The sequence below is a fragment of the Mycobacterium sp. NGS69 genome, from assembly GCF_059812165.1.
This window is the reverse complement of record NZ_JCALCD010000008.1, coordinates 41,787-67,615: the sequence shown is the minus strand read 5'-3', so window position 1 is coordinate 67,615 and position 25,829 is coordinate 41,787. Positions and strand designations below refer to the sequence as shown.

Below are 25,829 nucleotides of genomic sequence, written 5' to 3'. Positions count from 1 at the left end.
GCTGTCAGCTGATTCCTCGCGCGGAGGCCCGCAACGAGGTCAGGGCCGACCAGTTAAGGGGGCCGACCGCCAAGCTGGTCAGCAGGTAAACGGCCGCGGCAGTGCCCAGGACGAGCACCACGTGCTGGCCCGAGAGCAGCTGCGTCACAACGACGCTCGCTCCCGTCGGTACCAGAACCCGCAGCAAGAACTTCACCGGCGTACGGTAGCCGCACCGACTGCGCAGCCACCAGCTGCTGGTCACCATGTTGAAGAATTCGGTGCACACCAGCGCGACACCGGGTCCGACGGCGCCGTACCGCCCGGCGAGGGCGAGATTGAGTGCGACGTTGAGCACGAGGGTGGCCATCGTCAACCAGAACAGGAACCGCTGATGATGGCTGGCGACCAAGCCCTGGCCTAGGGTCCCACTGACGAATCGCAGCGCCGCGGCGATGAACAGCAACGCGAGCGTCGGCGTCCCGCGGGCGACGAACGCCTCGTCGCCGAAGAGCGCGATCAGCGGCCCGGCCAGCAGCGAACCGACGACCGCGACGGGCACCGCCACGAAGGACATCAGCTCGACGCTGCGGCGCAGAAAGGCGGCGAACGCCGCGACGTCACGCGCGAACAACTCGGTGGCCGTCGACAGCGTCGACTTCAAGAAGATCAGCGACACGACAATCGTGTTGAACGCGATCGTGAAGGCCAACCCGTACACGCCGACCTCGGAGTGGGTGCTCAGTAGGGACAAGATCACCCCGTCGGCGCGGCAGTACAGCAGTCCGACCACCAGAAATCCGATCAGCGGCAAGCTCTCCCGCAACAGATCGAGGGCTTCGCGCGGGGCGAAGATCGGACGCACCGAGATGTGCCGCATCGCCGCGGACCCCTGGATCAGTAGCTGTAGGGCCGGCGGGATGAGCTGCGCGACGGCGAACCAGATGACGTCCACCCGCGCCGCGACCAGGCAAGCGACCATGATCAGAGCGACCACCCGGCCGACGACGTCGGAGATGGCCACCGCCGAGAACCGGACGGTGGCGAGAAACACCGGCTCGAATCGCGTCACCATGGTTTGCATCAGCAGCGCCCCGGACAGCACGACGAGCATCACGCGCACGTCCGAGTCGCGATAGATGGCCAACCCCGACACCGCTGCCAGCGCCGCCAGCGGAACGCAATAGACCAGGGCCAGGCCGCTGTTGACACGTACCAGGCGCTCCAGATCGCCACGACCGGAGGTCACGCGGCGCACGATCACCGTGGCGATGCCGAGGTCGGCCAGGCTGGTCCACATGGCGATGAACAGCATGGCGATCGAGAGCTGGCCGTACCGGCCCGGACCCAGATACCGAGCGGTCATCGCCACCGAAACCACCGAGGCCAGCATTCCCAGCACCCGGCAGATGAGCTGGATGGAAAACGCATGGGCCACCCGCGCGAGCGGCACCGATGCTCCGACCGCGGCGGGTGCCGGCGGTTCAGTCATGGCTCCCGGCACCTAGTACGCGCCGTGCCTCGTTACGACCGCTTTCACCGTTTTGGCGATGATCATCAGATCGCCAGCCATTGACCAGTTGTCGACATAAGACAGATCCAACCGGACCGACTCTTCCCACGAAAGGTCTGAACGGCCACTAACTTGCCATAGTCCGCTGATGCCCGGCTTCACCAACAGCCGGCGCGTGACGTCGCCGTCGTAGTTCTCGACTTCCCGGCGCAACGGGGGCCGCGGCCCCACCACGCTCATGTCGCCCTTGATCACGTTGATGAACTGGGGCAACTCGTCGATGCTGAGTTTGCGCAGTATTTTCCCGACGGGGGTGATGCGGGGGTCTTGGCGCATCTTGAAGAGCATGCCGCCGGCGCCTTCGTTGAGCGACAGCAAGTGGTCCAGTTGGGTGTCGGCGCCGTCCGTCATCGTCCGGAATTTGAGCATCGTGAAAGGCCTGCCATCGATGCCGATGCGTTCGGACGGGTATAGGACGGGGCCCTTGCTGGTCAGCTTGATGGCGATGGCGGCCACTATCAGAAGTGGCATTGTCCCGATGAGGGCCGCCAGCGAGAACAAGAAGTCAAAGAGCTGCTTTTGAAAGCGCTGCGCCCCTTCGTATTGCGGCTTCTCGACATGCAGCAGAGGTAACCCGGCTGTCAGACGCAGGGTCAATCGGGCTTCCGCGACGTCCATCACCCCGGGCGATACCACGACGTCGACGTCCATCGTCTCCAGCCGCCACATCAGCTCCCTGATGCCGTGCATCCCAAAGTGATCCGTCTGCGTCACCGCCACGGTGTCCGCACCGCAGCTGCCGATCGCAGCCACGGCATGGGTTTCGTCGCCGAGGATCGGGACGTCACGCCCGGCAACGGTCATCGTGTTGCCGCGGGGCGGGCCGTAGCCGGGAATGCAGACCCCGACCACGACGGCGCCGTCTTTGGGATTGCGGGCCAGTTCGTGGGCGAAGTGTGCGATCGCCTGCCGGTCGCCGATCGCCAATACCCTTGTCTGGCATTGGCCCTGTGCCCGCTTGCGGACGATGCTCGTGCGCCACAGGCTGCGACTGGTCAGCAGTCCCAGGGTGCCGACGGGAAGCGCAATCGCCAGATAGCCGCGGGCCAGGTCGACCTTGGCGAGCAATGTCACCATGGCGATGATTCCGAAGGTCCAGAATGTCGCGCTGCCGATGCGCCGGTACTCGTCGATGCCCGCCCCGATCACTCGCGGCGTCCTCGTTTGGAATACCGCGAGGGAGGACAGCCACAGTGTCGCGAAGAGAACCGATAACAGCGTCATCACCGTGTCCGAGTAACCCGAGGTGTTCGCGACTTCGCCGAATCGGACATATTGCGCAAGCATCACGGATGCGAAGACGATCACAGTGTCGGTGATCAGCAGCTGCCGTGAATACCCGTCCTGCCAGCGCCGCAGAGTATTCCGGACGGAAGAGGGCGCTCGCAGGGCGGCTGCCGGCGATCCACCGAATCCATTGCGAGACAACGAGATCACGGCATCCGGCTTTTGCTTACGCGGCCGCGGGTTCGGCGTGACCAGCACCCCGGAAGGTGCCGGACAGATCGGTGTGGTGACTTTGGACAGCGTCTCGTTCGTCATGGCTGCCCATTGATCCGCTCGGCCCGCATCGTTACGGCGTCGATCAGCATGATGCCGCGCTCTTGACCGAGGCCAACCGTGGCGTCCGGCGAGGCCAGCTGGCATCCTGCTCGGAGATCACCGTGACGGGTAGCGGCCACACGATCCCGAATTCCGGGTCATCCCAACGGAAACCCTGCTCGGACTCCGAGTTGCCCTCGCCGCTGACGTGGTAGATGACTTCGGTGTCGTCGGTCAGGGTCTGGAAGCCGTGCGCGACGTAGGGAGGCAAGAACAGCGTGCGGTGGTTGTCAGCGCTCAGCTCCACCATCAAGTGGTCGCCGTGGGTTTGCGATTCGGGGCGGATGTCCACCACAACGGCGGCGATGGCGCCCCGGCTGCAGCGCACCAGCTTGTTCTCGGCGTGCGGCGGTGCCTGGCGGTACAGGCCACGAACGGTGCCCCGGGTGTAATTGAAGAAGATGCTTGTCTGTGTTACCTCGAAAGGCAGCCCGTGAGAAGCGAATTCGCGGGCACAGAACGAATGCGAGGAGAAGCCGCGATGGTCGCGGTTCGGTTCGAGCTCGATGATCGTCACCCCGGGGACCGTGGTCGGCATGTACTTCATTTACCGCTCCTTGCGCAACGAGGCGATCGTGGACTTTTGCCGATGCACTTGTCTTTCTCCGTTCATGCGGCGGCCTACGCGTATCCGCCAGACGGCGGGCGGGTCATCACGGTGGGGATGGTCCCGTAGCGGGGACCAAGGGTTCTGCCCGCCGCGGCGGCCCGCGGCAGTGAGCCCAGGATCGGCGGCACGTTGGAGCCATTCACACTGACGGCGGGCAACGCGGTCGCGGCGCTCGTCTGGGCGGTCGGGATAACGCTCGTCCAACTGGCCGGCACCGACAACGGGCCCAACGACGACGCGGTGCCGAGGCTGCCCAGCACGCCCGGTCCGAGCGTGCCTAGCCCGGCGCTAGCGGCATTCGCCGCCGCGCCCGCCGCCCCTTGCGCGGCTGCGGCGCCAGCGGCTCCGGCCGCAGCAGCCCCGTTCGCCAGACCCTGACCGGTCGCGGCCATTCCCAGTACCGAGGACATGCCATACAACGGAGTGGCGGCCGCCATCAGCCACGCCGGCATGTCTGATAAGAGGAGGGTCGGAGCTGTCGACGGGTCGATCAACGCGGTCACGGGTGATGCCAGCCCCTGCAGCGCTGCGGGCACAGAGGAGACAATGTTCGCGAGCGAGAATTGCTGGGTTGCCGAGGCCGCGGCGGCATGGGCGGCCGCTGTGGCCTGGTTGGCCAGACCGACCGGGTTGACAACGGTGGGCGGAGTCGCGAACGGTGTCACTGTGGAAGCGGCTGCCGAATTGGCGGCGTACTGATACATCGCCACCGCGTCCTGGGCCCACATCTCGCCGTATTCGGCTTCGGTGGCCGCGATCGCTGCCGAGTTCTGCCCGAAAAAGTTCGTCGCGACCAGTACCGCGAGTTGAGCCCGGTTGGCGAAGACGGCCGGTGGCGGAACAGTCATCGCGAAGGCGGCTTCATAGCTTTCCACCGCGAGCCTCGCTTGACCAGCCGCCTCCGCGGCCCGCGCTGCGGCACCGGCCGTCCACGCCACGTATGGACCGAATGCGGATGCCATGGCCAGCGAGGAGGGGCCCAGCCAGCGTGTGGTCGTCAATCCCGTGACCACCGACTTATACAAACTCGAAGCGGTGTGCAGTTCAGCTGCCAAATCGTCCCAGGCCACCGCGGCGGCCGACAGCGATAGCGGGCCTGGGCCGGTATACATCCTCGTGGAGTTGATCTCCGGTGGTAGCGCACCAAAATCGAACACTTCGACCCCTGCCTAGCGGCCCACGGCCGCGTCGGCGGCGGAGGAAATAGAGCCGATGGTCGGTGCCGCCGCTTTGCGGGCGGCGACGGGCGCCGCCGCGGCGGTAGCAGCCATGGCGGCCGTGGACCGGCCGTTCATCGGCGAGCCGCCGTTCCGCGGTGCGTCGGTCGGCGCTGCCGGCGAGGTGGGCTCCGTGGTCACGGACGACATCCCTTCCCTGGTTTTACCAAACACATGTTCGAGCAAACTGACTATTACTCAGAAAGCTAATATACATACTATAAGTTTGGATAGGGACTTAAGTCATTGTGTCTAGTATCACAAACGGCATCGAAATTGGGGCCCCGACGCGGCCGGTTGGCCCCGACGAGCCTTTGTCTACTGCTAACCTCAGAGACGGACTACATGCCGACGAGAGACGTGCCTAGACGGCTGAAGAGTCACAATGTGTGCCCCTTTCGAGGAAGACATCATCAGCATGAAGGCGATCGACTTGAGGCCCCGCGCCGGCCACGAAGCGATCGCCCGCTTTGCCGGTGCCGATGCGAAGCGCTTCACGTTCGCGGTGAGGTCGATACGCCAACCGGCGGCCCTGCCGGTCCGGGCATCAGAGCGCTGAGTTCTCAGTTCCGATGAAGCCCCACTCAACCGATGGACGAGCGAACGCGACGCGACGGCAGATTCTGCGCGCCGCCAGCCATCAGTTCGCGCGTCGGGCTTACCACGACGTCGGCCTCGACGACATTCTGGCCGGAGCGGAGCTGACCAAGGGCGCGATGTATTTCCACTTCACGTCGAAGCACGCTTTGGCGGTCGCGATCATCGACAAGCAGATCGCCGCGGGTAGCGTCGCCGTGCAGGACCTGGTGACTCGGGGGCTGTCAGGCCTCGAGACGTTGATCGACTTCTCCTATCTGATAGCCGTTCAAGACATCACCACCGATGTCACCAGGGCCGGACTGAATCTGCTTGGTTCCGTCGGTCGCTCGGAAGGGCTGCAGGAGCGATTGCTCGACAGGTGGGCGAAACACCTGGCCGGAGTGGTCGAGCAAGCCATTGCCGAGGGTGACATCGATCAGCGTTGCGATCCGCAGGATGTGGGGCGGCTGCTGGTGGCCGTGCACATGGGCTTGCGTCAGACCAGCGATTTGGACGACCCCGAGCGGTTCCTGCTCGACCTGGAGAAGTCCTGGACGTTCATCCTCACCGGCATCTTGCAAACGGAACGGACGGAGTACTTTCGCCAATTCCTCAGGCGCCGTGCGGCCCTCGCGATCAATGCCAGTCCCTCTGGTCTCTCCCCGTGAGAGTATTACGGCCGGAGCAACCGGTCGCGGTAGCGATCGCGATCGTTTTTGCCGGGGATTCCCCTGCGGCGGAAAGAAATTCGACAACGAGGCAGCTGCGCATCGCATTAGACGGCGGAGGTAGGGACAGTGGCGCGCCAAGTCCGATCTGAGGCCACCCGCCGGAGGATTCTCGACGCCGCCATCGATGTGTTCGGCGAGGTTGGATACGCGGCCGCTGGGTGGGGCACGATCATCGAGCGGACGGGCATGACCAAGGGGGCCCTTTACCATCATTTCGATTCGAAGGAATCGTTGGCGTCGGCCATCATTGAGGAAGGTTCCGACGCACTGCTCACTTCCCTCCGGAACGTCTGCGGATCGTCATCGCCGGCGCTCGAGAACCTTGTTCACGGCACATTCACGATTGTGCAGGTGCTGAACTCCGACAAGGTCGCGCACGCAGCCGAGCAATTGACCTACACATTGAGCGGTTTCAACGAAGCGGCGGGGCGGTTCTGCGCAGAGCTGGTCGAGGTGATGGCGGGCGAGGCGCGGCGGGCAACCGCCGAAGGAGACCTTCCCGAGGATGTCGACCCCGAATTGCTCAGCGAGTCGATCGTCGCGACCATTTTCGGAACGCGGCTGGTGTCCGCGATGACAGCCCCCGATGACGCAAGCGGAGGGCACGTCGTCGACGTAAGCGGCCGCTTGAGCGCGGTATGGGAACTGTTGCTGCCCGGCATCGTGTCGCAGGCATCCCTGCCGTACTTCCGGCAATTCCTGCATCGCGAGGCCATGCGCCTCGCCCGGGCAACCGTTCCGCGTAGCGATGCCGCCGCGGCGGCGGAATAGTGTCGGGGCCCCACGGTGTGGGGGTCCGGGCGCGGTTGCGGACTTCGCTGCTGGGCCGCGACGCGGGCGGCCCAACGGGGCGACGCGATTATCGGGAACGTCAATAAATCGGGCGCCGGTTCGACAACGTACCGAAAGACTGCATACTGTTCCGATGATGTACCGAAAGTATGTTGCTCGGATCGTTGCGCTCGCCAGTGTCGTCGCATTCATGGGCATGAGCGCCCCGGCATCGTGGGCCGCACCGGGCGACCAGGCCGCATCCGCGGACTCGCCGACCCTGTCCCTGAGCGACCTCGGGTCGGCCGCCACCCTGTCCTTCTGGGGTCTGACGAGCACCCAGCAGCTCACGGTACCGGTGTTGCACGGCCTGACGCCGACCGCGCTGAACGCGACCGTCGAGCTGCCGATCAATCTGCGCTCGGGATTGCTCAGCGTGACGCAGGGCGAGCGCACCATCGCCAGGCTGAACCTGCCTACCGCCGACCAGACGCCCATCGTGATCCCGCTGGCCGGGGCCGAAGTCACTGACAACTGGCTGACGGTAACGCTGCGCTCGTATCTGGTGCCGTTGGACGGGTTCTGCTTGTATCCGGAGAGCCCGCTGCGGCTGGCCAATGGGACGATCACCTACACCGGAGTCGAACGGCCGCCCACCACGGTGGCCCATTTCCTGCCCCCGGTGCTGCGAAAACTGAGCATATTTCTGCCGGCATCGCCGTCGACAGCGGAGTCGGACACGGCGATCCAACTGGCCGCCTCCGCGGCGGCCCATTACGGCAAACAGAACCCCGAGATAGCCGTGGTGCCGTTGGCTGAAGGCCAGGCGGCGCCCCCGACCCCGCCCCAACCGCTGGAACGCCAGATCGTCGTCAAAGAAGGACCGGACAACGGGCTGTCCGTGCAGGGCACCGGCGCTGCCTCCTGGCTACTGATGTCGGGACCCCTGGGGTCGAGCGACGAATCGAACACCGCCGTCCTGTTCAGCGACCTGTCCGGGTTGGCCCTCGCTTCCAAGGCCGTAGTGGAACAGCTGAAGCCGGACGTCCAACGACCCGGCGACACGGTCACCCTGCGCGACCTGGGGGAGCCCTTCGCCAACGCCACTTCTCTGCAACCGCGGGTATCGATCGGGCTGGACCAGACCCGGTACGGAAGGTCCGTCCACTCGGTGCGTGTGCATCTGCAGGGTTCCTACACCCCGACCCCGGGCAATACGGCCGGCCAGATCACGGCGCAAATCGGTGCGGAAACCATCGACCACTGGCCGACCGACGGCCATGGCGCCATCGATCACTGGGTCGACGTGCCGGATCGGCTCCTGCAGCGATACACCAGTCTCGATGTCGTGCTGGATGTGGCGGCCAATGTGGGGCACTGTGGAGACTTTTACACCGTCGGGCCCGGTAACCAGCTACTCACTTTGAACATCACCGGCGACAGCACCGTGCAGACCAGCCCGGCGGCGCCACCGGTGCCGGATGGCTTCCAATCGATGCCGCAAACACTGATGCCGCGCGTCCAGGTCGGTATCGAGCCCCACTCGTTGAACGACACGGTGCGCGCGATCGGGCTCGTCGTGGGCCTGCAGCGGATCAGTTCGGTGCCGCTCTACACCACCGTCACGGGTGTCCAACAGGCTATCGACTCGTCAGATCCCGCGATCGTGATCTCGGCGGACGGGTGGAATCATTCCAATGTCGTGCTCCCGGTGTCCGCGGGGCCGAGCGGGCCGATCACCGTCAACGCCTTCGAATCCGACGGCAAACCGACAAAGCTCACCCTGGATCCCGGCATGCGGTTCGGATCCCTGCAAACGGTCTTCAACCGTAACCGCTCAATGCTGATCGCGACGTCAAACGGGGCGTCCGCGCAACTCGACGAGCTGCTCCGGTGGCTGAATGCCGATACCAAGCGCTGGCAAACGCTTAAGGGCGTCGCGCTGGTGTCCGCGCCCGGGCCCCAAGACCCGGTGAGCGTCGATCACTCGGGCGTGTCCGCCGGTCCGGCCCCGGCATCCGGGAGTCACTCGGACCACACCTGGCTATGGTGGTTCGGCTCGGGGTGGCTCGCACTCGCCGTGGTGGGTTCGGCGGTGATCGTACTGCGCACCCGGCGGGGGTCCCGACGCCACTGATGTGCCTGTTCGGCCACCGTCCCGTCCGGTAGCCGCGGTCGGGCAGTGGCGGGAGCCGGCTGGCTCAGGTCAGTGCTCGTCTTCCCACAATTGCTCGGTCAGATCCTGGAAGGCCGCAAGCACGAACTGATCGTCGGCTCGCAGCAGCGCGGACTTGCTCATCAGGGCGCGCACCATCGAGCCGTCCTTGTGCGCCAATTTGACGACCATGTTCGCCAGGGCATGAACCACCGATAGCAGGGATTCCGACTCCGGAGCGCCGTGGAATATGTCTTGGAACCGCAGCGACAAGACTTCGTCGGGCTCGAATCCCAGCATCTCGGCGAACGCGGTGTTGGTGAACAAGATGGCGCCGTCACTCCCGATCGCGAGCACCGGGACCGGAATCCGTTCCAGGACGACCAGCGCGGGCAACTGCTGCAAAGTAGTCAGCGGCTCGCTCGATTGCGGGTTCCGTCGTCGCTCTTGCTCCACAGGCCGATTATGTCCTATGACTACCGGTCGTTCGGCCGATATTCCCCAGGGTGTCAAGATCCCGACCGAACGGCCCCGCGGCGCGCTCAGTCTTCCGGCGGAGGCGGGGGCTGGTAGCGGGGGAACACCCCCGTCGGCGGCGGCAGCGCCGTCCCCGGGACCAGACGCGTGCCGATGGCGGTGAAATCCCGCTGGTCCGGGCCCTGACCGAGCAGGTCCAGCAGCTTGCCGGCCGACTCGGGCATGACGGGCTGGACCAGCAGCGCCGCGATGCGAACCGCCTCGCAGGTGACGTAGAGGACGGTACGGAACCGGGCCTGATCCGTCTCGGACTCGCTCTTGCGCAGCACCCACGGCTCCTGGGCCGAAAAGTATTTGTTCGCGTCCCCGAGCATCAGCCAGATCGCCTCGAGCGCCAGGTGCATCGCCTGCCCGTCGAAACTGGCGCGCACGCGCTCGAGCAAGCCGTCGGCCGTCGCCAGCAGCTCGGTGTCCGCCGCGGTGAACTCACCCGGCTCGGGCACCACCCCGTCCAGGTTCTTGGCCACCATCGACAGCGAGCGCTGGGCGAGGTTGCCGAGCTCGTTGGCCAGGTCGGCGTTGATCCGGGTGATGATCCCCTCTTCGCTGAAGCTGCCGTCCTGTCCGAACGGCACCTCGCGCAGCAGGAAGTAGCGCACCTGGTCGAGTCCGAACGTGTCGACCAACGCCACCGGGTCGACGATGTTGCCGACGGACTTGCTCATCTTCTCGCCGCGGTTGAGCAGAAACCCGTGCGCGAAAACCCTGCGGGGCAACTCGATTCCTGCCGACATCAAGAACGCCGGCCAGTAGACGGTGTGGAACCTGATGATGTCCTTGCCGATCATGTGCAGATCGGCGGGCCAGTAATGGCGGAACAACTCCGAGCCGGTATCCGGGAAACCCACGCCGGTCAGGTAGTTGGTCAGCGCGTCGACCCAGACGTACATGACGTGGTCGGGGTGATCGGGGACCTTCACCCCCCAGTCGAACGAGGTCCGCGAGATCGACAGGTCGCGCAGGCCGCCGGAGACGAAGCTGACCACCTCGTTGCGCCGCACCTCGGGGGCGATGAAGTCGGGGTTCGCCTCGTAGTGAGCCAGCAGCTTGTCGGCGTACGCCGACAGCCGGAAGAAGTAGGTCCGCTCCTCGGTCCAGGTCACCGGGGTCCCGGTCTCGACGGCGATCCTGGTCCCGTCCACGACTTCGGTCTCCGATTCGACGAAGAACCGCTCGTCGCGCACCGAATACCAGCCCTCGTAGGTGTCCAGGTAGATGTCGCCCGCGGCGGCCATCCGCCGCCAGATCTCCTTGGACGCCTCGTGGTGGTCGGCGTCGGTGGTCCGGATGAACCGGTCGAAGGAGATGTTCAGCCTCTCCTGCAGGCGCTGGAACACGTCCGAGTTGCGCCGGGCCAGTTCGGCCGTGGGCAGCCCCTCGGCGGCGGCGGCCTGGGCCACCTTGAGCCCGTGCTCGTCGGTTCCGGTCAGGAAGCGCACGTCGTACCCGTCCAGCCGCTTGAACCGGGCGATGGCGTCGGTGGCGATGTACTCGTACGCGTGCCCCAAGTGCGGCGCGGCGTTGGGGTACGTGATCGCGGTGGTGACGTAGTAGGGCCTCATCGAGACTCACCCTATTGTGTGGCGGTGAGCTCCAACCGCTCCGGTAAACGAGAAGCGCCTCCCGCGCCCGAGCCGCTGGCGCCCCTGATCGACGCCCACACCCACCTCGACGCGTGCGGCGCCGGCGACGCCGACGGCGTGCGGGCCATCGTCGACCGGGCCGCGGCGGTCGGCGTGGGCGCCGTGGTCACCATCGCCGACGACCTCGACTCGGCGCGCTGGGTGACGCGCGCGGCCGAATGGGACCCGCGCGTCTACGCCGCCGTGGCGTTGCACCCGACCCGCGCGAACGCGCTGGACGACGCGGCCCGCGCGGAGATCGAGCGGCTCGCCGCCCACCCGCGGGTGGTGGCGGTGGGGGAGACCGGGATGGACCTGTACTGGCCGGGCCGCCTGGATGGCTGCGCGGAGCCGTCCGCGCAGCGGGACGCCTTCGCCTGGCATATCGACCTGGCCAAGCGGTGCGGGAAACCGCTGATGATCCACAACCGCGAGGCCGACGCCGAGGTGCTCGACGTGCTGGCGGCCGAGGGCGCGCCCGGCGCCGTGATCTTTCACTGCTTTTCGTCGGACAGTGCGATGGCCCGCCGCTGCGTCGACGCCGGGTGGTTGCTGAGCCTGGCCGGGACGGTCAGCTTCCGCAACGCGCACGCCCTGCGCGAGGCCGTCGCGCTGATCCCGCCGGAGCAACTTCTCGTGGAAACCGACGCACCCTTTTTGACCCCGCACCCCTATCGGGGCGCAGCGAACGAGCCGTATTGCCTTCCTTATACTGTGCGGGCGATCGCTGAACTGCTGGATCGTCGCCCCGAGGATGTGGCGCAGGTCACGACCAGCAATGCCCGGCGGGTCTACGGACTGGCTCCGGAGTAGCCGCGGCGGACCGGTGAATTCGTTAACACCGGCCCGTTGGAGTTGCCCAACATTGGCCGGTTCGTTACCGTCTTGTGATCGAACACGGGGCCTTGTGGCCCCGCTGTCGTTTTAGTCATTTTCCTGCTGAGTGGTTCGTGACTGGTTGCTGAGGTCGGGGTAACACGCGTTGACTGTATTGACAAAACTTCATCACAATTCATCACCGATGTTGCGGCTCGTCGTCGCGGGCCTGCTGCTGGTTCTGGGATTCGCCGGCGGGTTGGCGGTTTCCGCGTCCAAGACGGTGACGTTGACCGTTGACGGGATCGCGATGCGGGTGTCGACAATGAAGTCGCGGGTGATCGACATCGTCCAGGAGAACGGCTTCCGAGTCGACGAGCGCGACGACCTCTACCCAGCCGCCGACGTCGAGGTTCGCGACGCCGCCAAGATCGTGTTGCGGCGCAGCCGGCCGCTGCAGATCTCGTTGGACGGCCGCGACTCCAAGCAGGTGTGGACGACCGCTTCGACCGTGGACGAGGCGCTGGCCCAACTCGCGATGACCGACACCGCCCCGGCCGCCGCCTCCCGCGGTAGCCGCGTTCCGCTGGCCGGCATGGCGCTGCCCGTTGTGAGCGCCAAGACGGTCCAGATCAACGACGGCGGCGCGGTGCGCACCGTCCACCTCGCCGCGGCAAACGTCGCGGGGCTGTTGAACGCCGCCGGCGCGCCGCTGCTGGAGAGCGACCAGGTGGCACCCGGCGCGGCGGCCCCGATCGTCGACGGCATGCAGATCCAGGTGACCCGCAACCGGATCCAGCGGGTCACCGAGCGGGTTCCGCTGCAGCCGCCCGCCCGCCGGATCGAGGACCCGGAGATGAACGTCAGCCGCCAGGTCGTCGAGGACGCGGGCAGCCCGGGCACGCAGGACGTGACGTTCGCGGTGGCCACGGTCAACGGCGTCGAGACCGGCAGGCTGCCCGTCGCCAACACGGTGATCACCCCGGCCCGTGAGGCCGTGGTGCGCGTGGGCACCAAGCCCGGCACCGACGTGCCTCCCGTGAGCAACGGGTCCGTCTGGGATGCCATCGCGGGCTGCGAGGCCGGCGGCAACTGGGCGATCAACACCGGAAACGGGTACTACGGCGGTGTGCAGTTCGACCAGGGAACCTGGGAGCGCAACGGCGGGCTGCGCTTCGCCGCCCGCGCCGACCTCGCCACGCGCGAGGAGCAGATCGCCATCGCCGAGGTGACCCGCCAGCGCCAGGGCTGGGGCGCCTGGCCCGTGTGCAGCGGAAGAGCTGGTGCAAGCTGACCATCCGGCTACTCGGGCGCACCGAGATCAGGCGGCTGGCCAAAGAACTGGAATTTCGGCCACGAAAGGCGTTGGGGCAGAACTTCGTCCACGATGCCAACACCGTGCGACGGGTGGTCGCGACCTCCGGTGTCGGCCGGTCCGACCACGTCCTGGAGGTCGGACCCGGGCTCGGTTCGCTCACGCTGGCGCTGCTTGACCGCGGCGCCACCGTCACCGCCGTCGAAATCGACCCGGTGTTGGCCGGCCGGCTACCGCAGACCGTCGCCGAACATTCGCACAGCGAAATACAGCGTCTGTCGGTCCTGAACCGCGACGTGCTGACCCTGCGCCGCGACGAGGTTCCCGGGGAGCCCCCGACTGCCGTCGTCGCCAACCTGCCCTACAACGTCGCGGTTCCGGCGCTGTTGCACCTGCTCGCCGAATTCCCGTCCATCCGCGTCGTCACGGTGATGGTGCAGGCCGAGGTCGCCGAGCGTCTCGCCGCCGAGCCGGGCGGCAAGGACTACGGCGTGCCCAGCGTGAAGGTCCGATTCTTCGGGCGGGTGCGCCGCTGCGGCATGGTGTCGCCGACCGTCTTCTGGCCGATCCCCCGGGTCTATTCGGGGCTGGTTCGCATCGACCGGCACGCGACCTCGCCGTGGCCGACCGACGACGTCTTCCGGCGGCGGGTGTTCGAACTCGTGGACATCGCTTTCGCCCAGCGGCGCAAGACATCCCGCAACGCGTTCGCCGAGTGGGCCGGCTCGGGCAACGAGTCGGCGAATCGGCTGCTGGCCGCCAGCATCGATCCGGCCCGCCGCGGCGAGACGCTGTCCGTCGACGACTTCGTGCGGCTGTTAAGGCGATCGAGCGACGCGGGAGACACCGCCGCCACGCTGCCGAGCGTTTCGGGGCACGCCTCGGCGAGCTGACCGCGATAGTCTGCTGCGGTGGTCGACAATGTCTGACGGCAACACCGATGTCTGACGGCAACACCGCCGCGCAGTGGGTGCCCACCGGATCGGTCACCGTACGGGTGCCCGGAAAGGTCAACCTCTACCTGGCGGTGGGGGACCGCCGCAAGGACGGCTACCACGAACTGACCACGGTGTTCCAGGCCGTCTCGCTGCTCGACGAGGTGACGGTTCGCAACGCCGACGTGCTGTCGCTCGAGCTAGTCGGGGAGGGCGCCGACAAGCTGCCCACCGACGAGCGCAACCTCGCCTGGAAGGCGGCCGAGCTGATGGCCGAACACGTCGGCCGGGCGCCGGACGTCTCGATCATGATCGACAAATCCATTCCGGTGGCCGGCGGCATGGCGGGCGGCAGCGCCGACGCCGCGGCGGTGCTGGTCGCGATCAACTCGCTGTGGGAACTCAACGTGCCGCGCCGCGACCTGCGCGTGCTGGCCGCGCAGCTCGGCAGCGACGTGCCCTTCGCGTTGCACGGCGGGACCGCGCTGGGAACCGGTCGCGGTGAGGAGCTGGCCACCGTGCTGTCGCGCAACAGCTTCCACTGGGTGCTGGCGTTCGCCGACGGTGAGCTGCTCACCCCGAAGGTTTTCAAAGAGCTTGACCGGCTGCGCAAGGCCGGGGATCCGCCGCGACTCGCCGAGCCGGGCCCGGTGCTGGCGGCGCTGGCCGCGGGCGACCCGGAGCAGCTGGCGCCGTTGCTGGGCAACGAGATGCAGGCCGCGGCGGTGAGCATGAATCCCGCCCTGCGAAAGGCGCTGCGCGCCGGCGTGGAGGCCGGCGCCCTGTCCGGCATCGTGTCCGGGTCCGGCCCGACCTGCGCTTTCCTGTGCACATCGGCGGCCTCGGCGGTAGATGTCGGGACCCAGCTGTCCGGAGCGGGTGTGTGTCGCACCGTCCGGGTCGCCACCGGCCCGGTGCCCGGCGCCCGCGTTGTGCCGACCCCCACTGAAGTGTGAATTCGCGCTCAAGCCGCGTCACAGTTTGGCAGTTACTTAAGAGGAGCTTAAGATAGCTCCCGGTGACGAGCAGCGGTAAGCAAGACCACTCGATTCCTTGGCCCACCGGAATTGCCGGTGGGCTCGTTGGCTCATCACCTGTCCGAGACCTAACCGCTGCGCAACTGTGCTCGCGTGGCTGCTTCAAAGTGGCGCCCAGCAGGCGGAACATGAGATTCCGGGCCTTGGGGCAACTGCCGGAACCGAGGAGGTTTTTGTGAGCAGGTTTACCGACAAGATGTTCCGCAATGCCCGCACCGCGACGACGGGGATGGTCACCGGTGAACCCCACGAACCCGTCCGGCACACCTGGGGCGAGGTCCACGAGCGCGCTCGTTGCATCGCGGGCGGCCTGGCCGCCGCGGGCATCGGCCTGGGCGACGCGGTCGGGGTGCTCGCCGGCTACCCGGTGGAGATCGCCCCGACGGCGCAGGGGCTGTGGATGCGCGGCGCCAGCCTGACCATGCTGCACCAGCCCACCCCGCGCACCGACCTTGCGGTGTGGGCCGAGGACACCATGACCGTCATCGGCATGATCGAGGCCAAGGCCGTCATCGTGTCCGAGCCCTTCCTGGTGGCCATCCCGGTGCTCGAGGAGAAGGGCCTCAAGGTCCTCACCGTTGCCGACCTGCTGGCATCGGAGCCGATCGACCCGGTCGAGGTCGGCGAGGACGACCTGGCACTGATGCAGCTGACCAGCGGGTCCACCGGCTCACCGAAGGCCGTGCAGATCACGCACCGCAACATTCACTCGAATGCCGAGGCCATGTTCATCGGCGCCCAGTACGACGTCGACAAGGACGTCATGGTCAGCTGGCTGCCCTGCTTCCACGACATGGGCATGGTCGGCTTCCTGACCATCCCGATGTACTTCGGCGCGGAGCTGGTCAAGGTCACGCCGATGGACTTCCTGCGCGACACGCTGCTGTGGGCCAAGCTCATCGACAAGTACAAGGGCACCATGACCGCGGCGCCCAACTTCGCTTACGCGCTGCTCGCGAAGCGGTTGCGCCGCAACGCCAAGCCCGGGGACTTCGACCTGTCGACCCTGCGCTTCGCGCTGTCCGGCGCCGAGCCCGTCGAACCGGCCGACGTCGAGGACCTGCTCGACGCGGGCAAGCCGTTCGGCCTGCGGCCCTCGGCGATCCTGCCGGCCTACGGCATGGCCGAGACCACCCTGGCCGTGTCGTTCTCCGAGTGCAACGCCGGGCTCGTCGTCGACGAGGTCGACGCCGACCTGCTGGCCGCCCTGCGCCGCGCCGTTCCGGCCACCAAGGGCAACACCCGCAGGCTGGCCACGCTGGGCCCGCTGCTGAAGGACCTCGAGGCCCGCATCATCGACGAGAACGGCAACGTGATGCCCGCGCGCGGCGTCGGCGTCATCGAGCTGCGCGGCGAGTCGCTGACGCCCGGCTACCTCACCATGGGTGGCTTCATCCCGGCCCAGGACGAGCACGGCTGGTACGACACGGGCGACCTCGGCTACCTCACCGAGGAGGGCCACGTCGTGGTGTGCGGCCGCGTCAAGGACGTCATCATCATGGCGGGCCGCAACATCTACCCGACCGACATCGAGCGGGCCGCCGGCCGCGTCGAGGGGGTCCGGCCCGGCTGCGCCGTCGCGGTGCGCCTCGACGCCGGTCACTCGCGCGAGACGTTCGCCGTCGCGGTCGAGTCCAACGCCTGGCAGGACCCGGCCGAGGTGCGCCGCATCGAGCACCAGGTCGCCCACGAAGTGGTGGCCGAGGTCGACGTGCGGCCGCGCAACGTCGTGGTGCTGGGCCCCGGCACCATCCCGAAGACGCCGTCGGGCAAGCTGCGGCGCTCCACGTCGGTCAGCCTGGTCAGCTAGGTTTCGTTCGGCCGCGCCCGTCGCGGCGAGCGTGCGCAAATTGCCATGGATTGCGGCGTGTCGCCGTACAGACATGCACACTCACTGTCGGTGAGCGTCAGGTCAGTGGCGCAAGCCCCGACCGGACCAAGTCCAGACATGTCGCCGAGATGGCCGCCAAGTCATCGACACAACCGTTGCGCCCCCACGTCTCCACCCCGATGACCATCGCCGCGGCCAGCGTGGAGCCGGCGACGTTGGCGACCAGCTCGATGTTCTCCACGTCGGGGTAGCGACCCCTGACGAAATCGGTGATGACGGCGGCGAACGACGACTGCACCACTCGCAGGTGGCCGGCGATCTGTTCCCCGGTGATCAGTTCGGCCCGGGCGAGCGCCGCCTGCCGGACCAGCTCCATGTCGTGCGGGTAGCTGGCCATGCTGGCCAGCACCGCCTCGAACACCGACTCCGAGCGCGGGCGCGTCGCGAGCGCGTCGGCCAGCCACTCGACCTGCGTGTCGTAGTCCTGGAACAGCACGGCTTCCTTGGTGGGAAAGTGCCGGAAAAACGTGCGCTCCGTGACGCCGGCTTCCTGCGCGAGCTGCTGCACCGTGACGTTCCCGAAACCCTCGCTGGCGAACCGCTTCAGGGCGACCTGCCGCAGCGCCTCATGGGTTCGGCTGTGGCGCAGCTTGTGCAGATTCGTCCGCTCGCTCATACCTGGCATCCCATCACGTCGGGTTGATCTTGTCAGGGCCGACACCTTCCAATTGAGTCAGTACTGACATATATTAGGTTCCGCCCGCCACGGCCGTGCGGCCGGCTCGCCTCGAAAGCTTTTCGGAGAAGGAGAATCAGCGATGACGGATTATGACGCGATCGTGGTCGGCGCCGGCCACAACGGGTTGACCGCGGCGGCGGTCCTGCAGCGCGGCGGCCTGCGCACGCTGTGCCTGGAGGCCAACACCTACAGCGGCGGAATGGCGGCCACGGTGGAGCTGATCGACGGATTCCGTTACGAGATCGCGGGTTCGGTGCAGTTTCCCACCGCGCCGGCGATCACCAAGGAGCTGGGACTCGACACGCTGCCCACCGTCGACGCCGAGGTCCAGTCGGTCAACCTCGGCGACAACGGCGAAGAACCCATGATCTTCTACCGCGACCCGATGCAGCTGATGACCCACCTCGCCGAGAAGCTCGGCACTGAAGCCGTCACGGGAATGGCCGAGATGATCGGCTGGAGCCAGGGGCCGGCGAAAGCGCTCGGCCGCTTCGAGGTGCGTACGCCGCCCAAGACGCTCGATGAGATGTACGCCTGCGCCGCAAACGAAGCCGAACGCAGAGCCATCCACGAAGTGCTGTTCGGCTCGGCGATGGATGCCATCGACCGCTTCCTGCCCGACAAGGACAAGCACGCGGTGCTGCGCGGCATGCTCGCCTTCCTGGCCATCAACTCCACTTACCGCGGGCCCTACACCCCGGGCAGCGCAACATGTTTGGCGTTCGCGCTCGCCGTCCCGAACGAAGGCGCGGCGATGATGACCAAGCTCGCGGGCGGGATCGGGGCGCTCGGCCAGCACCTGCACGATTTGTTCGTCTCCCACGGGGGCGAGATCCGGTACCGCGCCAAGGTCGAGAAGATTCTGGTCGAGAACGATCGCGTGACCGGCGTGCGACTGAAGGACGGCTCCGAGATCACCGCACCGATCGTCGTGTCAAACGTGTCGCCCGACCTGACCATGATGGATCTGGTCGGCGCCGAGCACCTGCCCGCCGACCTGGTCAGCCGCCTCAGCGGCCGCGACCACCGCGCGCCGTTCGTCCAGATCCACTTCGCCCTCGACGGCCTGCCGGAATTCGCCCCGCCGTACGACTTCCTCAACGAACCCGGCATGCAATCGTCCATCGGCATCTTCGGCTCACCCGAAGAACAGCAACGCCAATGGGAGGAGTGCAAGCGGGGCATCATTCCCGACAACCCGTCGATGGGTATGCAGATCCCGTCGGTGCACGACCCCAGCATGGCGCCCCCGGGGAAGCACGCGGCGAGCGCGTTCGCCTACGCGTTCCCGGTCGAAACCCCCCGCGAGCTCCACGGCCAGCTCAAGAACGTGATGGCGGAGAAGGTCATCGACAAGATCACCCGCCTCGCACCCAACTTCCGCGACATCCAGATTCGGCACATCACGTTTGCCCCGTACCACATGCAGACGATGTTCGCGGCTCCCGCCGGCGACTTCTGCCACGGCATGCTGCATCCAGACCTGATGGGGCCCAACCGACCCGGCCCCAAGGGCTTCCTCGACATGCCGATTCCGATCGAGGGGCTGTACCTGGGCGGCGCGGGATGCCATGGCGGCCCGGGCATTACGTTCACCCCCGGCTACAACGCCGGGCACCAGGCGCTCGAGGACATCTCGCGATGACCTACGTGATCGCCGAACCCTGCGTCGATCTCAAGGACAAGGCCTGCATCGAGGAATGCCCGGTCGACTGCATCTACGAGGGCGCGCGGATGCTCTACATCCAGCCCGACGAGTGTGTCGACTGCGGCGCCTGCGAGCCGGTCTGCCCGGTCGAGGCCATCTACTACGAGGACGACCTGCCAGCCGAGTGGGGCACCTACACGCAGCTCAACGCCGACTTCTTCGAGCGGCTGGGCTCGCCCGGCGGCGCGGCCAAAGTCGGTGTCTGCGAGAATGATCCGCCGGCGGTCAAACAGCTCGAGCCCGCTGGAGGGCAGGGCCAGTGACACGAACCCTCGACGGTGCGGTGGCCCTTGTCACCGGCGCCAGCCAGGGCATCGGCCAAGGCATCGCGATCGAGCTCGGCGCGCAGGGCGCCACCGTCTGGCTCACCGCCCGCAACGCCGCCGGCCTCGAGCACACCGCCGATCAGATTCGCGAGCTTGGCGGCGCCGCGGTGGCCCGGCCCTGCGATCACGCCGACGACGACCAGGTGGTTGCCGTGTTCGACGAGTTGCGGCGCGAGGCGGGCCGGCTCGACATGGTAGTCAACGTCGCCTCGCCGGACTTCACATCCATGGTGGCGCAGCCGTTTTGGACGCTGCCGTTCCAGGCGATCACCGATAGCCTTGACGTCGGGCCCCGCGCGAACTTCGTGACCTCGGCGCTCGCCGCGCCGATGATGATCGAGCAGCGCGGAGGGTTGATTGTGAACATCTCCTCCCACGGCTGCGAGGACTACCTCCTTTCCACGCCCTATGGGGCGGCTAAGGCGGCCATCGAGAAGATCACCCACGACACCGCACTCGAACTGCGCGAGCACGACGTCGCCGTGATCGGCCTGTGGCCCGGGCTGGTGCTCACCGAGCGCATCGCGGCCTTCGCGAGCGAGGGCCCGTCGGGTTCGCGGCAGCTGTTCGGGCTCGACCTCGACATCTGCGAGTCCCCGCGGTTCCCGGGGCGCGCCGTCGTCGCGCTGTTCAGCGATCCCGACCGGATGGCCCGCACCGGCCGCTCGTTCTTCGCCTCCCGGCTGGCCCGCGAGTACGGCTTCACCGACGTCGACGGGCACCTGCCACCCGAGGTCCGGCTGCTGGTCGATTACCTGGGCGACGGCAACGTGCCGGCCTACTGGCAGATGGTGGAGCGGTTCGGCCGCGGATTCGCCGAACCTGCACCGGCAGAACCGGTCTGACGGCTCGGCACGCCCGCGCGGACAAAATTAGTCAGTACTGACGTCTTCCAATTGCGTCAGCACTGACATATTCTGACCTCACGCCCGGGGTGTTCAGGGAGCCGCCCCGGAGTGCTGCGGACAAGGAGCTCGAGCCATGACTGAGCCAAGGAGGTTGGCGCGCAACGTCTCCGGTCGAATGACCAGTCCAATCTGATGTCGGAGCTCGTTCGTCCGCTGATGGGCCTGGTGACCTTTGCCGCGATCGCTGGCGTCGTCGCCCTCACCGCCTTCTCGTTCCGCGGGGATTTCGACGACAGCGTGCCGGTCACGGTGCTGGCGCCGCGCGCCGGGTTGGTGATGAATCCGGACGCGAAGGTGAAATTGCGCGAGGTGCCGGTCGGAACGGTTTCCTCGATAGAGGAGCGCCCGGACGGCCAAGCGGCGCTTCACCTGGCGATCGATCCGTCGAAGTTGCGCCTGATTCCGGCCAACGTGCTCGTCGACATCGCCTCGACGACGGTGTTCGGCGCCAAGTTCGTGCAGCTGATTCCACCCGCCGACCCCTCGCGGGAGAAGCTGCACGCCGGCCAGATCCTCGACGCCAAAAGCGTTACGGTCGAGATCAATACGGTATTCGAAGAACTCACTTCGGTGCTGTCGAAGATCGAGCCGGAGAAGCTCAACGAGACGTTGGGGGCGCTCGCCTCGGCGGTCAACGGCCGCGGTCACCAGATCGGCCAGATGCTCAACGATCTGGATTCGTTTTTGGCCAAGCTGGATCCTGGCCTGACCAATCTGACCCACGACATCGCCGCGTCGCGAAAGGCGGTCGGCGCCTACGCGGACGGGGCGCATGACCTCGTCGAGGTCGTCGACAACACGACGCGGATCAGTCAGACGATCGTCGACGAGCAGGCCAACCTCGATGCCTTTCTGATCAGCTCGATCGGCCTGGCGGACGTCGGGAACGACGTCGTGGGCGGCAACCGCAGCGCGCTGACCGATGTCGCTCACCTGTTGGCGCCGACCACCGACATCGCCAACGAGTACCACGATGCGCTGAATTGCGCGCTGGCCGGTCTGGTGCCAATTTCGAGGAACCCGCCGCCCGGGGACCCGGGCGTCGTGGTCTCGGTCAGCTTCACGCTCGGGATCGAACGCTATCGCTACCCGGGTCACCTGCCCAAGGTCGCGGCCACGGGCGGTCCGCATTGCGCGGATCAGCACCTGCCGACGGTGCCCTACGAAACCGCTCCGCCGTTCCTCGTCACCGACGTGGGCGCGAATCCGACGCAGTACGGAAACCAGGGCATCCTGCTCAACTCCGACGGGCTGAAGCAATTGCTGTACGGACCGATTGACGGGCCACCGCGCAACTCCGCTCAGGTCGGACAGCCAGGGTGAGCGGCTCGCCGGGCACGACGGTGCTCAAGTTCGGGGTCTTCGCCGTCGTGATGACGACGCTGACCGCGTTTCTCTTCTTCATCTTCGGCCAGTACCGCACCAGCGCGACCAACGGCTATTCCGCGATCTTCACCGACGTGTCGCGCCTCAAGCCCGGCGACTCGGTGCGCGCGGCCGGCATCCGGGTCGGCACGGTGAACAGCGTCGAACTTCGCACGGACACCACCGTCTTGGTGAAGTTCGACGCCGACCGGGAGGTTGCGCTGACGACCGGCACTAAGGCGGCGGTTCGCTACCTCAACCTGGTCGGGGATCGCTATCTCGAACTGGTCGACGGCCCGGGATCGACCCGGCGACTGCCGGCCGGGGCGCAGATCCCGATCGATCGCACGGCTCCCGCGCTCGACCTCGATCTGCTCCTGGGCGGCCTGAAACCCGTTATCCAGGGCCTCAACCCGCAAGACGTGAACGCGCTGACATCGTCGCTGGTTCGCGTGTTTCAGGGCGAGGGCGACACCCTGGACTCCGTCTTCTCCAAGACCTCGTCGTTCTCGAATGCTATGGCCGACAACAACCGAACGGTTCAGCAACTGATCGACAACATGCACGCGGTTCTTGGGACGCTCGTCAAGGACGGGGACAAGTTTTCCAGCGCCATAGACCGGCTCGAGCGCTTGACCACCGGCCTTTCCCAGGACCGGGACCCGATCGGGGCCGCGATCGAATCGCTGGACAGCGGAACGGCGTCCATCGCCGACCTCCTGAGGAAGGCGCGGCCGCCGCTGGCCGGCACCGTGGAGCAGCTCGGCCGCCTGGCGCCACTGCTCGACGAGGGCAAAGACCAGCTCGACGTGGCGCTGCAGAAGGCGCCGGGGAATTACCGCAAGCTGGTCCGCCTCGGCGCGTACGGCAGCTTCATCCAGTTCTACATCTGCGGGATGACCGTCAGGGTCACCGACCTGCAGGGGCGGACCGCGGTGTTCCCATGGCTGCGCCAGACCGGCGGGAGGTGCGCGGAACCCGATGCGTAAATACCGCGGCGCTCACCTGATTCGGGCCGGGTTCATCGGAATCGTGCTCGTGATGCTCGTCATCGCGGTCGGCCTGCAACCGCAGCAACTGTTGTCGATGGCGACCGACGTCCGCTACCGGGCGTTGTTCACCGAATCGGGCGGGCTCGAGGTCGGCGACGACGTGACGGCGTCCGGCATCAAGGTCGGCGCGGTGTCGGGCATAACGCTGAGCGACGGGGATGCGTTGGTCACGTTCAGGGTCGACGGGAAGATCCGGCTCGGCTCGTACAGCACCGCGCACATCCGGACGGGCTCGCTACTGGGCCGGCGCGTGCTCACCCTCGACTCGGCGGGCGCCGGCACGCTGCGCCCGTCCGACGTCATCCCGGTCTCGCGCACCTCGGCGCCGTATTCCCTGACGGAATCGGTCAGCGGCCTCACCACCGACCTGGCGGGAACCGACACCGCATCGCTGAACCAATCGCTCGACACCCTGTCGGCGACGATCGACCGCGTCGCACCGCAATTGGGGCCGATGTTCGATGGCCTGACCCGGCTGTCGCAGTCGCTGAACGGGCGCAACCAGACGCTCGGCGAGGTGCTGAAGGACACCGGCACCCTCACCGGCATCCTGTCCGAACGCAGCCAGCAGGTGAACCGGTTGATCCTCAACACCAACGACCTGCTGGACGTGCTGGCGCGGCGGCGCCAGGCGATCGTCGACCTGCTGGCCAACGTGTCGGCCATGGCCAGGCAGCTGTCCGGGCTGGTGCACGACAACGAAAAGACCCTGGCGCCGATGCTGCGGAAGCTCAACGGGGTGACCGCCATCCTGGAGAAGAACCGCGACAACATCGCCAAAGCCCTTCCGGGCCTGGCTAAGTACGAGGTCACCCAGGGTGAGGCGGTGTCCAGCGGGTTCTACTATCAATCGTTCACCCCGAATGTGATGCCGCCACAGTTCATCCAGCCGTTCCTGGACTACTACTTCGGCTTCCGCAGGGGAAACATCCCCGGGCAGCCGCCGGACAACGCCGGCCCGCGCGCCGAATTCCCATTCCCGCGCAACGGGATCCCGGAGGTGCCGCACTAATGTCGCGCAACAAGCTGGCGGTGGGCGTGGCCATGGTGCTGGCCGTGCTCGGCGTGGGCGGCGCGGCTTTCGTTGCCTACCAGGCATTCTGGCGTCCAAAGACGATCACCGCCTATTTCACCACCGCGACCGCGATCTACCCCGGCGACCAGGTGCGGGTGTCCGGGGTCAAGGTCGGCAAGATCACGTCGATCCGCCCGGAGGGCGACCTGGTTCGGGTCACCCTTCATGTCGATCGCGACGTGCGCGTCCCCGCCGACGCCAAGGCGGTGATCGTCGCCCAGAACCTGGTGTCCGCGCGCTACGTCCAGCTGGCGCCCGCGTACCACGGCGGCGGGCCGACGATGCGCGACGGCGCGGTGATTCCCGTCGGGCGCACCGCGGTACCGGTCGAGTGGGACGAGGTAAAAGCCCAATTGACGCACCTCGCAACGGATTTGGGACCCAGCAGTCAGGTGTCGACGCCGTCGGTCGCCCGGTTCATCGACAGCGCCGCCAACGCGTTGAGCGGCAACGGCGAGAAACTGCGCCAAACGCTGGCGGAGCTGTCCGGGGTGGGCAGGATCCTGGCCAACGGTAGCGGCAACATCGTCGACATCATCAACAACCTGCAGGTGTTCGTGACGGCCCTGCGCGACAGCAACGAGCAGGTCGTCTCGTTCGAGAATCGGCTTGCCACGCTCACCAGCGTGCTCGACGACGGCAGGTCCGACCTGGACGCCGCCCTGACCGACCTGTCCAGCGTGGTCGGCGAGGTGCAACGCTTCGTCTCCGGTAGCCGCGACCAGCTTTCCGAGCAGGTCCAGCGGTTGGCCGACGTCACGAAGAACCTCGTCGACCACCGCACCGACCTCGAGAACCTCTTACACGTGGCGCCGAACGCGTTCGCCAACTTCTACAACGCGTACAACCCCGACACCGGCGACACCATCGGATCCATCGTGATCAACAACTTCTCGAACCCGCTGCAATTCATCTGCTCCCAGATCGGGGCGCTGGAAAACGCCACCGCACCGGAGACGGGAAAGCTGTGCGCCCAATACCTCGGCCCCGCGCTGCGATCGATGAGCTTCAACTACCTGCCGATCCCGACCAGCATGTTCCTGATGAAGTCGGCCAACCCCGACAACGTCATCTATTCAGAACCACGCCTGGCGCCCGGTGGCGAGGGACCGAAACCCACGCTGCCGTTGCTGCCGCCCGCGGTCTCCGCTTACCGCGGGCTGCCCGGTGACACCCCGGCGGCGCCGCCGCCACCGCCGCCACCGCCGCGCATACCCGGACTGGCGCAACCCGAGCCGCCGCCCACCGCGGCCACCGGCACCGAGCAGCAGGACTTGCCGGCACGCGAACCGGCGAACGTGCAGGACATGCTGCTCCCGGCGGGAGGGGCGCAGCCGTGAGCCGAT

The 25,829-nt window shown here is 66.9% G+C and carries 24 protein-coding genes; 16 read left to right on the top strand and 8 right to left on the bottom strand.

Annotated features, from left to right (window positions below; all coding sequences use genetic code 11):
- Positions 1 to 4: 4 nt before the first annotated feature.
- From AC5Y2S_RS22955 to AC5Y2S_RS22935, 5 genes are all read right to left on the bottom strand, one after another.
- A complete protein-coding gene (locus tag AC5Y2S_RS22955; RefSeq protein ID WP_499958603.1) occupies positions 5 to 1,471 on the bottom strand; it encodes a flippase in 1,467 nt (488 codons plus the stop codon).
- Between the two features lie 12 nt (positions 1,472 to 1,483).
- Complete coding sequence (locus AC5Y2S_RS22950; RefSeq protein WP_499958602.1) at positions 1,484 to 3,094, bottom strand: sugar transferase; 1,611 nt, start codon at positions 3,092 to 3,094, stop codon at positions 1,484 to 1,486.
- Between the two features lie 43 nt (positions 3,095 to 3,137).
- Positions 3,138 to 3,701, bottom strand: a complete 564-nt coding sequence (locus AC5Y2S_RS22945) for a dTDP-4-dehydrorhamnose 3,5-epimerase family protein (RefSeq protein WP_499958601.1) — start codon at positions 3,699 to 3,701, stop codon at positions 3,138 to 3,140.
- 74 nt (positions 3,702 to 3,775) lie between these two features.
- On the bottom strand, positions 3,776 to 4,921 hold the full coding sequence (locus AC5Y2S_RS22940) for a PPE family protein (protein ID WP_499958600.1): 1,146 nt from the start codon (positions 4,919 to 4,921) through the stop codon (positions 3,776 to 3,778).
- 12 nt (positions 4,922 to 4,933) lie between these two features.
- Entirely contained in the window at positions 4,934 to 5,122 is a 189-nt protein-coding gene (locus AC5Y2S_RS22935) for a hypothetical protein (RefSeq protein ID WP_499958598.1), read from the bottom strand.
- Positions 5,123 to 5,399: 277 nt separating this feature from the next.
- Here AC5Y2S_RS22935 and AC5Y2S_RS22930 point away from each other — a divergent pair, with 277 nt between their 5' ends.
- From AC5Y2S_RS22930 to AC5Y2S_RS22915, 4 genes are all read left to right on the top strand, one after another.
- Entirely contained in the window at positions 5,400 to 5,540 is a 141-nt protein-coding gene (locus tag AC5Y2S_RS22930; RefSeq protein ID WP_499958597.1) for a hypothetical protein, read from the top strand.
- Positions 5,541 to 5,553: 13 nt separating this feature from the next.
- The gene (locus AC5Y2S_RS22925; protein WP_499958596.1) at positions 5,554 to 6,228 is read left to right on the top strand and encodes a TetR family transcriptional regulator; all 675 of its coding nucleotides are present in this window, start codon (positions 5,554 to 5,556) and stop codon (positions 6,226 to 6,228) included.
- A gap of 129 nt (positions 6,229 to 6,357) precedes the next feature.
- On the top strand, positions 6,358 to 7,062 hold the full coding sequence (locus AC5Y2S_RS22920) for a TetR family transcriptional regulator (protein ID WP_499958595.1): 705 nt from the start codon (positions 6,358 to 6,360) through the stop codon (positions 7,060 to 7,062).
- A 154-nt stretch (positions 7,063 to 7,216) separates the two neighbouring features.
- Complete coding sequence (locus AC5Y2S_RS22915; RefSeq protein ID WP_499958593.1) at positions 7,217 to 9,199, top strand: hypothetical protein; 1,983 nt, start codon at positions 7,217 to 7,219, stop codon at positions 9,197 to 9,199.
- Between the two features lie 69 nt (positions 9,200 to 9,268).
- On the opposite strand, the gene AC5Y2S_RS22910 is transcribed toward AC5Y2S_RS22915, so the two are convergent.
- Together AC5Y2S_RS22910 and metG are read right to left on the bottom strand one after the other, a co-directional pair.
- Complete coding sequence (locus AC5Y2S_RS22910) at positions 9,269 to 9,631, bottom strand: PAS domain S-box protein (protein WP_499958714.1); 363 nt, start codon at positions 9,629 to 9,631, stop codon at positions 9,269 to 9,271.
- A gap of 128 nt (positions 9,632 to 9,759) precedes the next feature.
- On the bottom strand, positions 9,760 to 11,316 hold the full coding sequence (metG, locus tag AC5Y2S_RS22905) for a methionine--tRNA ligase (protein WP_499958591.1): 1,557 nt from the start codon (positions 11,314 to 11,316) through the stop codon (positions 9,760 to 9,762).
- Between the two features lie 18 nt (positions 11,317 to 11,334).
- On the opposite strand from metG, the gene AC5Y2S_RS22900 reads away from it, so the two are divergent.
- The 5 genes from AC5Y2S_RS22900 to AC5Y2S_RS22880 all read left to right on the top strand — a co-directional run bounded on the left by AC5Y2S_RS22900 (position 11,335) and on the right by AC5Y2S_RS22880 (position 17,289).
- Positions 11,335 to 12,189, top strand: coding sequence for a TatD family hydrolase (locus AC5Y2S_RS22900; RefSeq protein ID WP_499958590.1), 855 nt, complete (start codon positions 11,335 to 11,337; stop codon positions 12,187 to 12,189).
- 169 nt (positions 12,190 to 12,358) lie between these two features.
- The gene (locus tag AC5Y2S_RS22895; protein WP_499958588.1) at positions 12,359 to 13,486 is read left to right on the top strand and encodes a resuscitation-promoting factor; all 1,128 of its coding nucleotides are present in this window, start codon (positions 12,359 to 12,361) and stop codon (positions 13,484 to 13,486) included.
- The gene (gene rsmA, locus AC5Y2S_RS22890; RefSeq protein WP_499903906.1) at positions 13,450 to 14,400 is read left to right on the top strand and encodes a 16S rRNA (adenine(1518)-N(6)/adenine(1519)-N(6))-dimethyltransferase RsmA; all 951 of its coding nucleotides are present in this window, start codon (positions 13,450 to 13,452) and stop codon (positions 14,398 to 14,400) included. The genes AC5Y2S_RS22895 and rsmA overlap by 37 nt, the downstream gene beginning before the upstream one ends.
- Positions 14,401 to 14,447: 47 nt before the next feature.
- Entirely contained in the window at positions 14,448 to 15,398 is a 951-nt protein-coding gene (locus tag AC5Y2S_RS22885) for a 4-(cytidine 5'-diphospho)-2-C-methyl-D-erythritol kinase (RefSeq protein ID WP_499958587.1), read from the top strand.
- 256 nt (positions 15,399 to 15,654) lie between these two features.
- On the top strand, positions 15,655 to 17,289 hold the full coding sequence (locus AC5Y2S_RS22880; protein ID WP_499958586.1) for a fatty acyl-AMP ligase: 1,635 nt from the start codon (positions 15,655 to 15,657) through the stop codon (positions 17,287 to 17,289).
- Between the two features lie 97 nt (positions 17,290 to 17,386).
- Here the strand turns inward: AC5Y2S_RS22880 and AC5Y2S_RS22875 are convergent, their stop codons facing one another.
- Positions 17,387 to 17,986 (bottom strand): TetR/AcrR family transcriptional regulator, encoded by a 600-nt coding sequence (locus AC5Y2S_RS22875; RefSeq protein WP_499958585.1) that lies wholly within the window; start codon positions 17,984 to 17,986, stop codon positions 17,387 to 17,389.
- A 142-nt stretch (positions 17,987 to 18,128) separates the two neighbouring features.
- On the opposite strand from AC5Y2S_RS22875, the gene AC5Y2S_RS22870 reads away from it, so the two are divergent.
- The 7 genes from AC5Y2S_RS22870 (at position 18,129) to AC5Y2S_RS22840 (ending at position 25,823) form a co-directional block, all read left to right on the top strand.
- Positions 18,129 to 19,694 carry a phytoene desaturase family protein gene (locus AC5Y2S_RS22870; RefSeq protein WP_499903374.1) on the top strand — a complete coding sequence of 522 codons (1,566 nt, stop codon included), beginning with the start codon at positions 18,129 to 18,131 and terminating at the stop codon, positions 19,692 to 19,694.
- On the top strand, positions 19,691 to 20,020 hold the full coding sequence (gene fdxA, locus AC5Y2S_RS22865) for a ferredoxin (protein WP_499958584.1): 330 nt from the start codon (positions 19,691 to 19,693) through the stop codon (positions 20,018 to 20,020). Before AC5Y2S_RS22870 ends, fdxA begins: the two co-directional genes overlap by 4 nt.
- Positions 20,017 to 20,928: an SDR family NAD(P)-dependent oxidoreductase gene (locus tag AC5Y2S_RS22860; RefSeq protein ID WP_499958583.1), complete on the top strand. Its 912-nt coding sequence runs from the start codon at positions 20,017 to 20,019 to the stop codon at positions 20,926 to 20,928. The genes fdxA and AC5Y2S_RS22860 overlap by 4 nt, the downstream gene beginning before the upstream one ends.
- 195 nt (positions 20,929 to 21,123) lie before the next feature.
- On the top strand, positions 21,124 to 22,314 hold the full coding sequence (locus AC5Y2S_RS22855) for an MCE family protein (RefSeq protein ID WP_499958582.1): 1,191 nt from the start codon (positions 21,124 to 21,126) through the stop codon (positions 22,312 to 22,314).
- A complete protein-coding gene (locus AC5Y2S_RS22850; RefSeq protein WP_499958580.1) occupies positions 22,311 to 23,345 on the top strand; it encodes an MCE family protein in 1,035 nt (344 codons plus the stop codon). Before AC5Y2S_RS22855 ends, AC5Y2S_RS22850 begins: the two co-directional genes overlap by 4 nt.
- Positions 23,338 to 24,420, top strand: coding sequence for an MCE family protein (locus AC5Y2S_RS22845; RefSeq protein WP_499958579.1), 1,083 nt, complete (start codon positions 23,338 to 23,340; stop codon positions 24,418 to 24,420). The genes AC5Y2S_RS22850 and AC5Y2S_RS22845 overlap by 8 nt, the downstream gene beginning before the upstream one ends.
- Positions 24,420 to 25,823 carry an MCE family protein gene (locus AC5Y2S_RS22840; RefSeq protein WP_499958578.1) on the top strand — a complete coding sequence of 468 codons (1,404 nt, stop codon included), beginning with the start codon at positions 24,420 to 24,422 and terminating at the stop codon, positions 25,821 to 25,823. Before AC5Y2S_RS22845 ends, AC5Y2S_RS22840 begins: the two co-directional genes overlap by 1 nt.
- Positions 25,824 to 25,829: the final 6 nt, after the last annotated feature.

Bases quoted from the DNA above. Each gene is read 5' to 3' on its own strand.
- AC5Y2S_RS22955 (WP_499958603.1), bottom strand. From the start codon at position 1,471: ATGACTGAACCGCCGGCACCCGCCGCGGTCGGAGCATCGGTGCCGCTC.
- AC5Y2S_RS22950 (WP_499958602.1), bottom strand. From the start codon at position 3,094: ATGACGAACGAGACGCTGTCCAAAGTCACCACACCGATCTGTCCGGCA.
- AC5Y2S_RS22945 (WP_499958601.1), bottom strand. From the start codon at position 3,701: ATGAAGTACATGCCGACCACGGTCCCCGGGGTGACGATCATCGAGCTC.
- AC5Y2S_RS22930 (WP_499958597.1), top strand. From the start codon at position 5,400: ATGAAGGCGATCGACTTGAGGCCCCGCGCCGGCCACGAAGCGATCGCC.
- AC5Y2S_RS22925 (WP_499958596.1), top strand. From the start codon at position 5,554: ATGAAGCCCCACTCAACCGATGGACGAGCGAACGCGACGCGACGGCAG.
- AC5Y2S_RS22915 (WP_499958593.1), top strand. From the start codon at position 7,217: ATGATGTACCGAAAGTATGTTGCTCGGATCGTTGCGCTCGCCAGTGTC.
- metG (WP_499958591.1), bottom strand. From the start codon at position 11,316: ATGAGGCCCTACTACGTCACCACCGCGATCACGTACCCCAACGCCGCG.
- AC5Y2S_RS22885 (WP_499958587.1), top strand. From the start codon at position 14,448: ATGTCTGACGGCAACACCGCCGCGCAGTGGGTGCCCACCGGATCGGTC.
- AC5Y2S_RS22875 (WP_499958585.1), bottom strand. From the start codon at position 17,986: ATGAGCGAGCGGACGAATCTGCACAAGCTGCGCCACAGCCGAACCCAT.
- AC5Y2S_RS22870 (WP_499903374.1), top strand. From the start codon at position 18,129: ATGACGGATTATGACGCGATCGTGGTCGGCGCCGGCCACAACGGGTTG.
- fdxA (WP_499958584.1), top strand. From the start codon at position 19,691: ATGACCTACGTGATCGCCGAACCCTGCGTCGATCTCAAGGACAAGGCC.
- AC5Y2S_RS22855 (WP_499958582.1), top strand. From the start codon at position 21,124: ATGTCGGAGCTCGTTCGTCCGCTGATGGGCCTGGTGACCTTTGCCGCG.
- AC5Y2S_RS22845 (WP_499958579.1), top strand. From the start codon at position 23,338: ATGCGTAAATACCGCGGCGCTCACCTGATTCGGGCCGGGTTCATCGGA.
- AC5Y2S_RS22840 (WP_499958578.1), top strand. From the start codon at position 24,420: ATGTCGCGCAACAAGCTGGCGGTGGGCGTGGCCATGGTGCTGGCCGTG.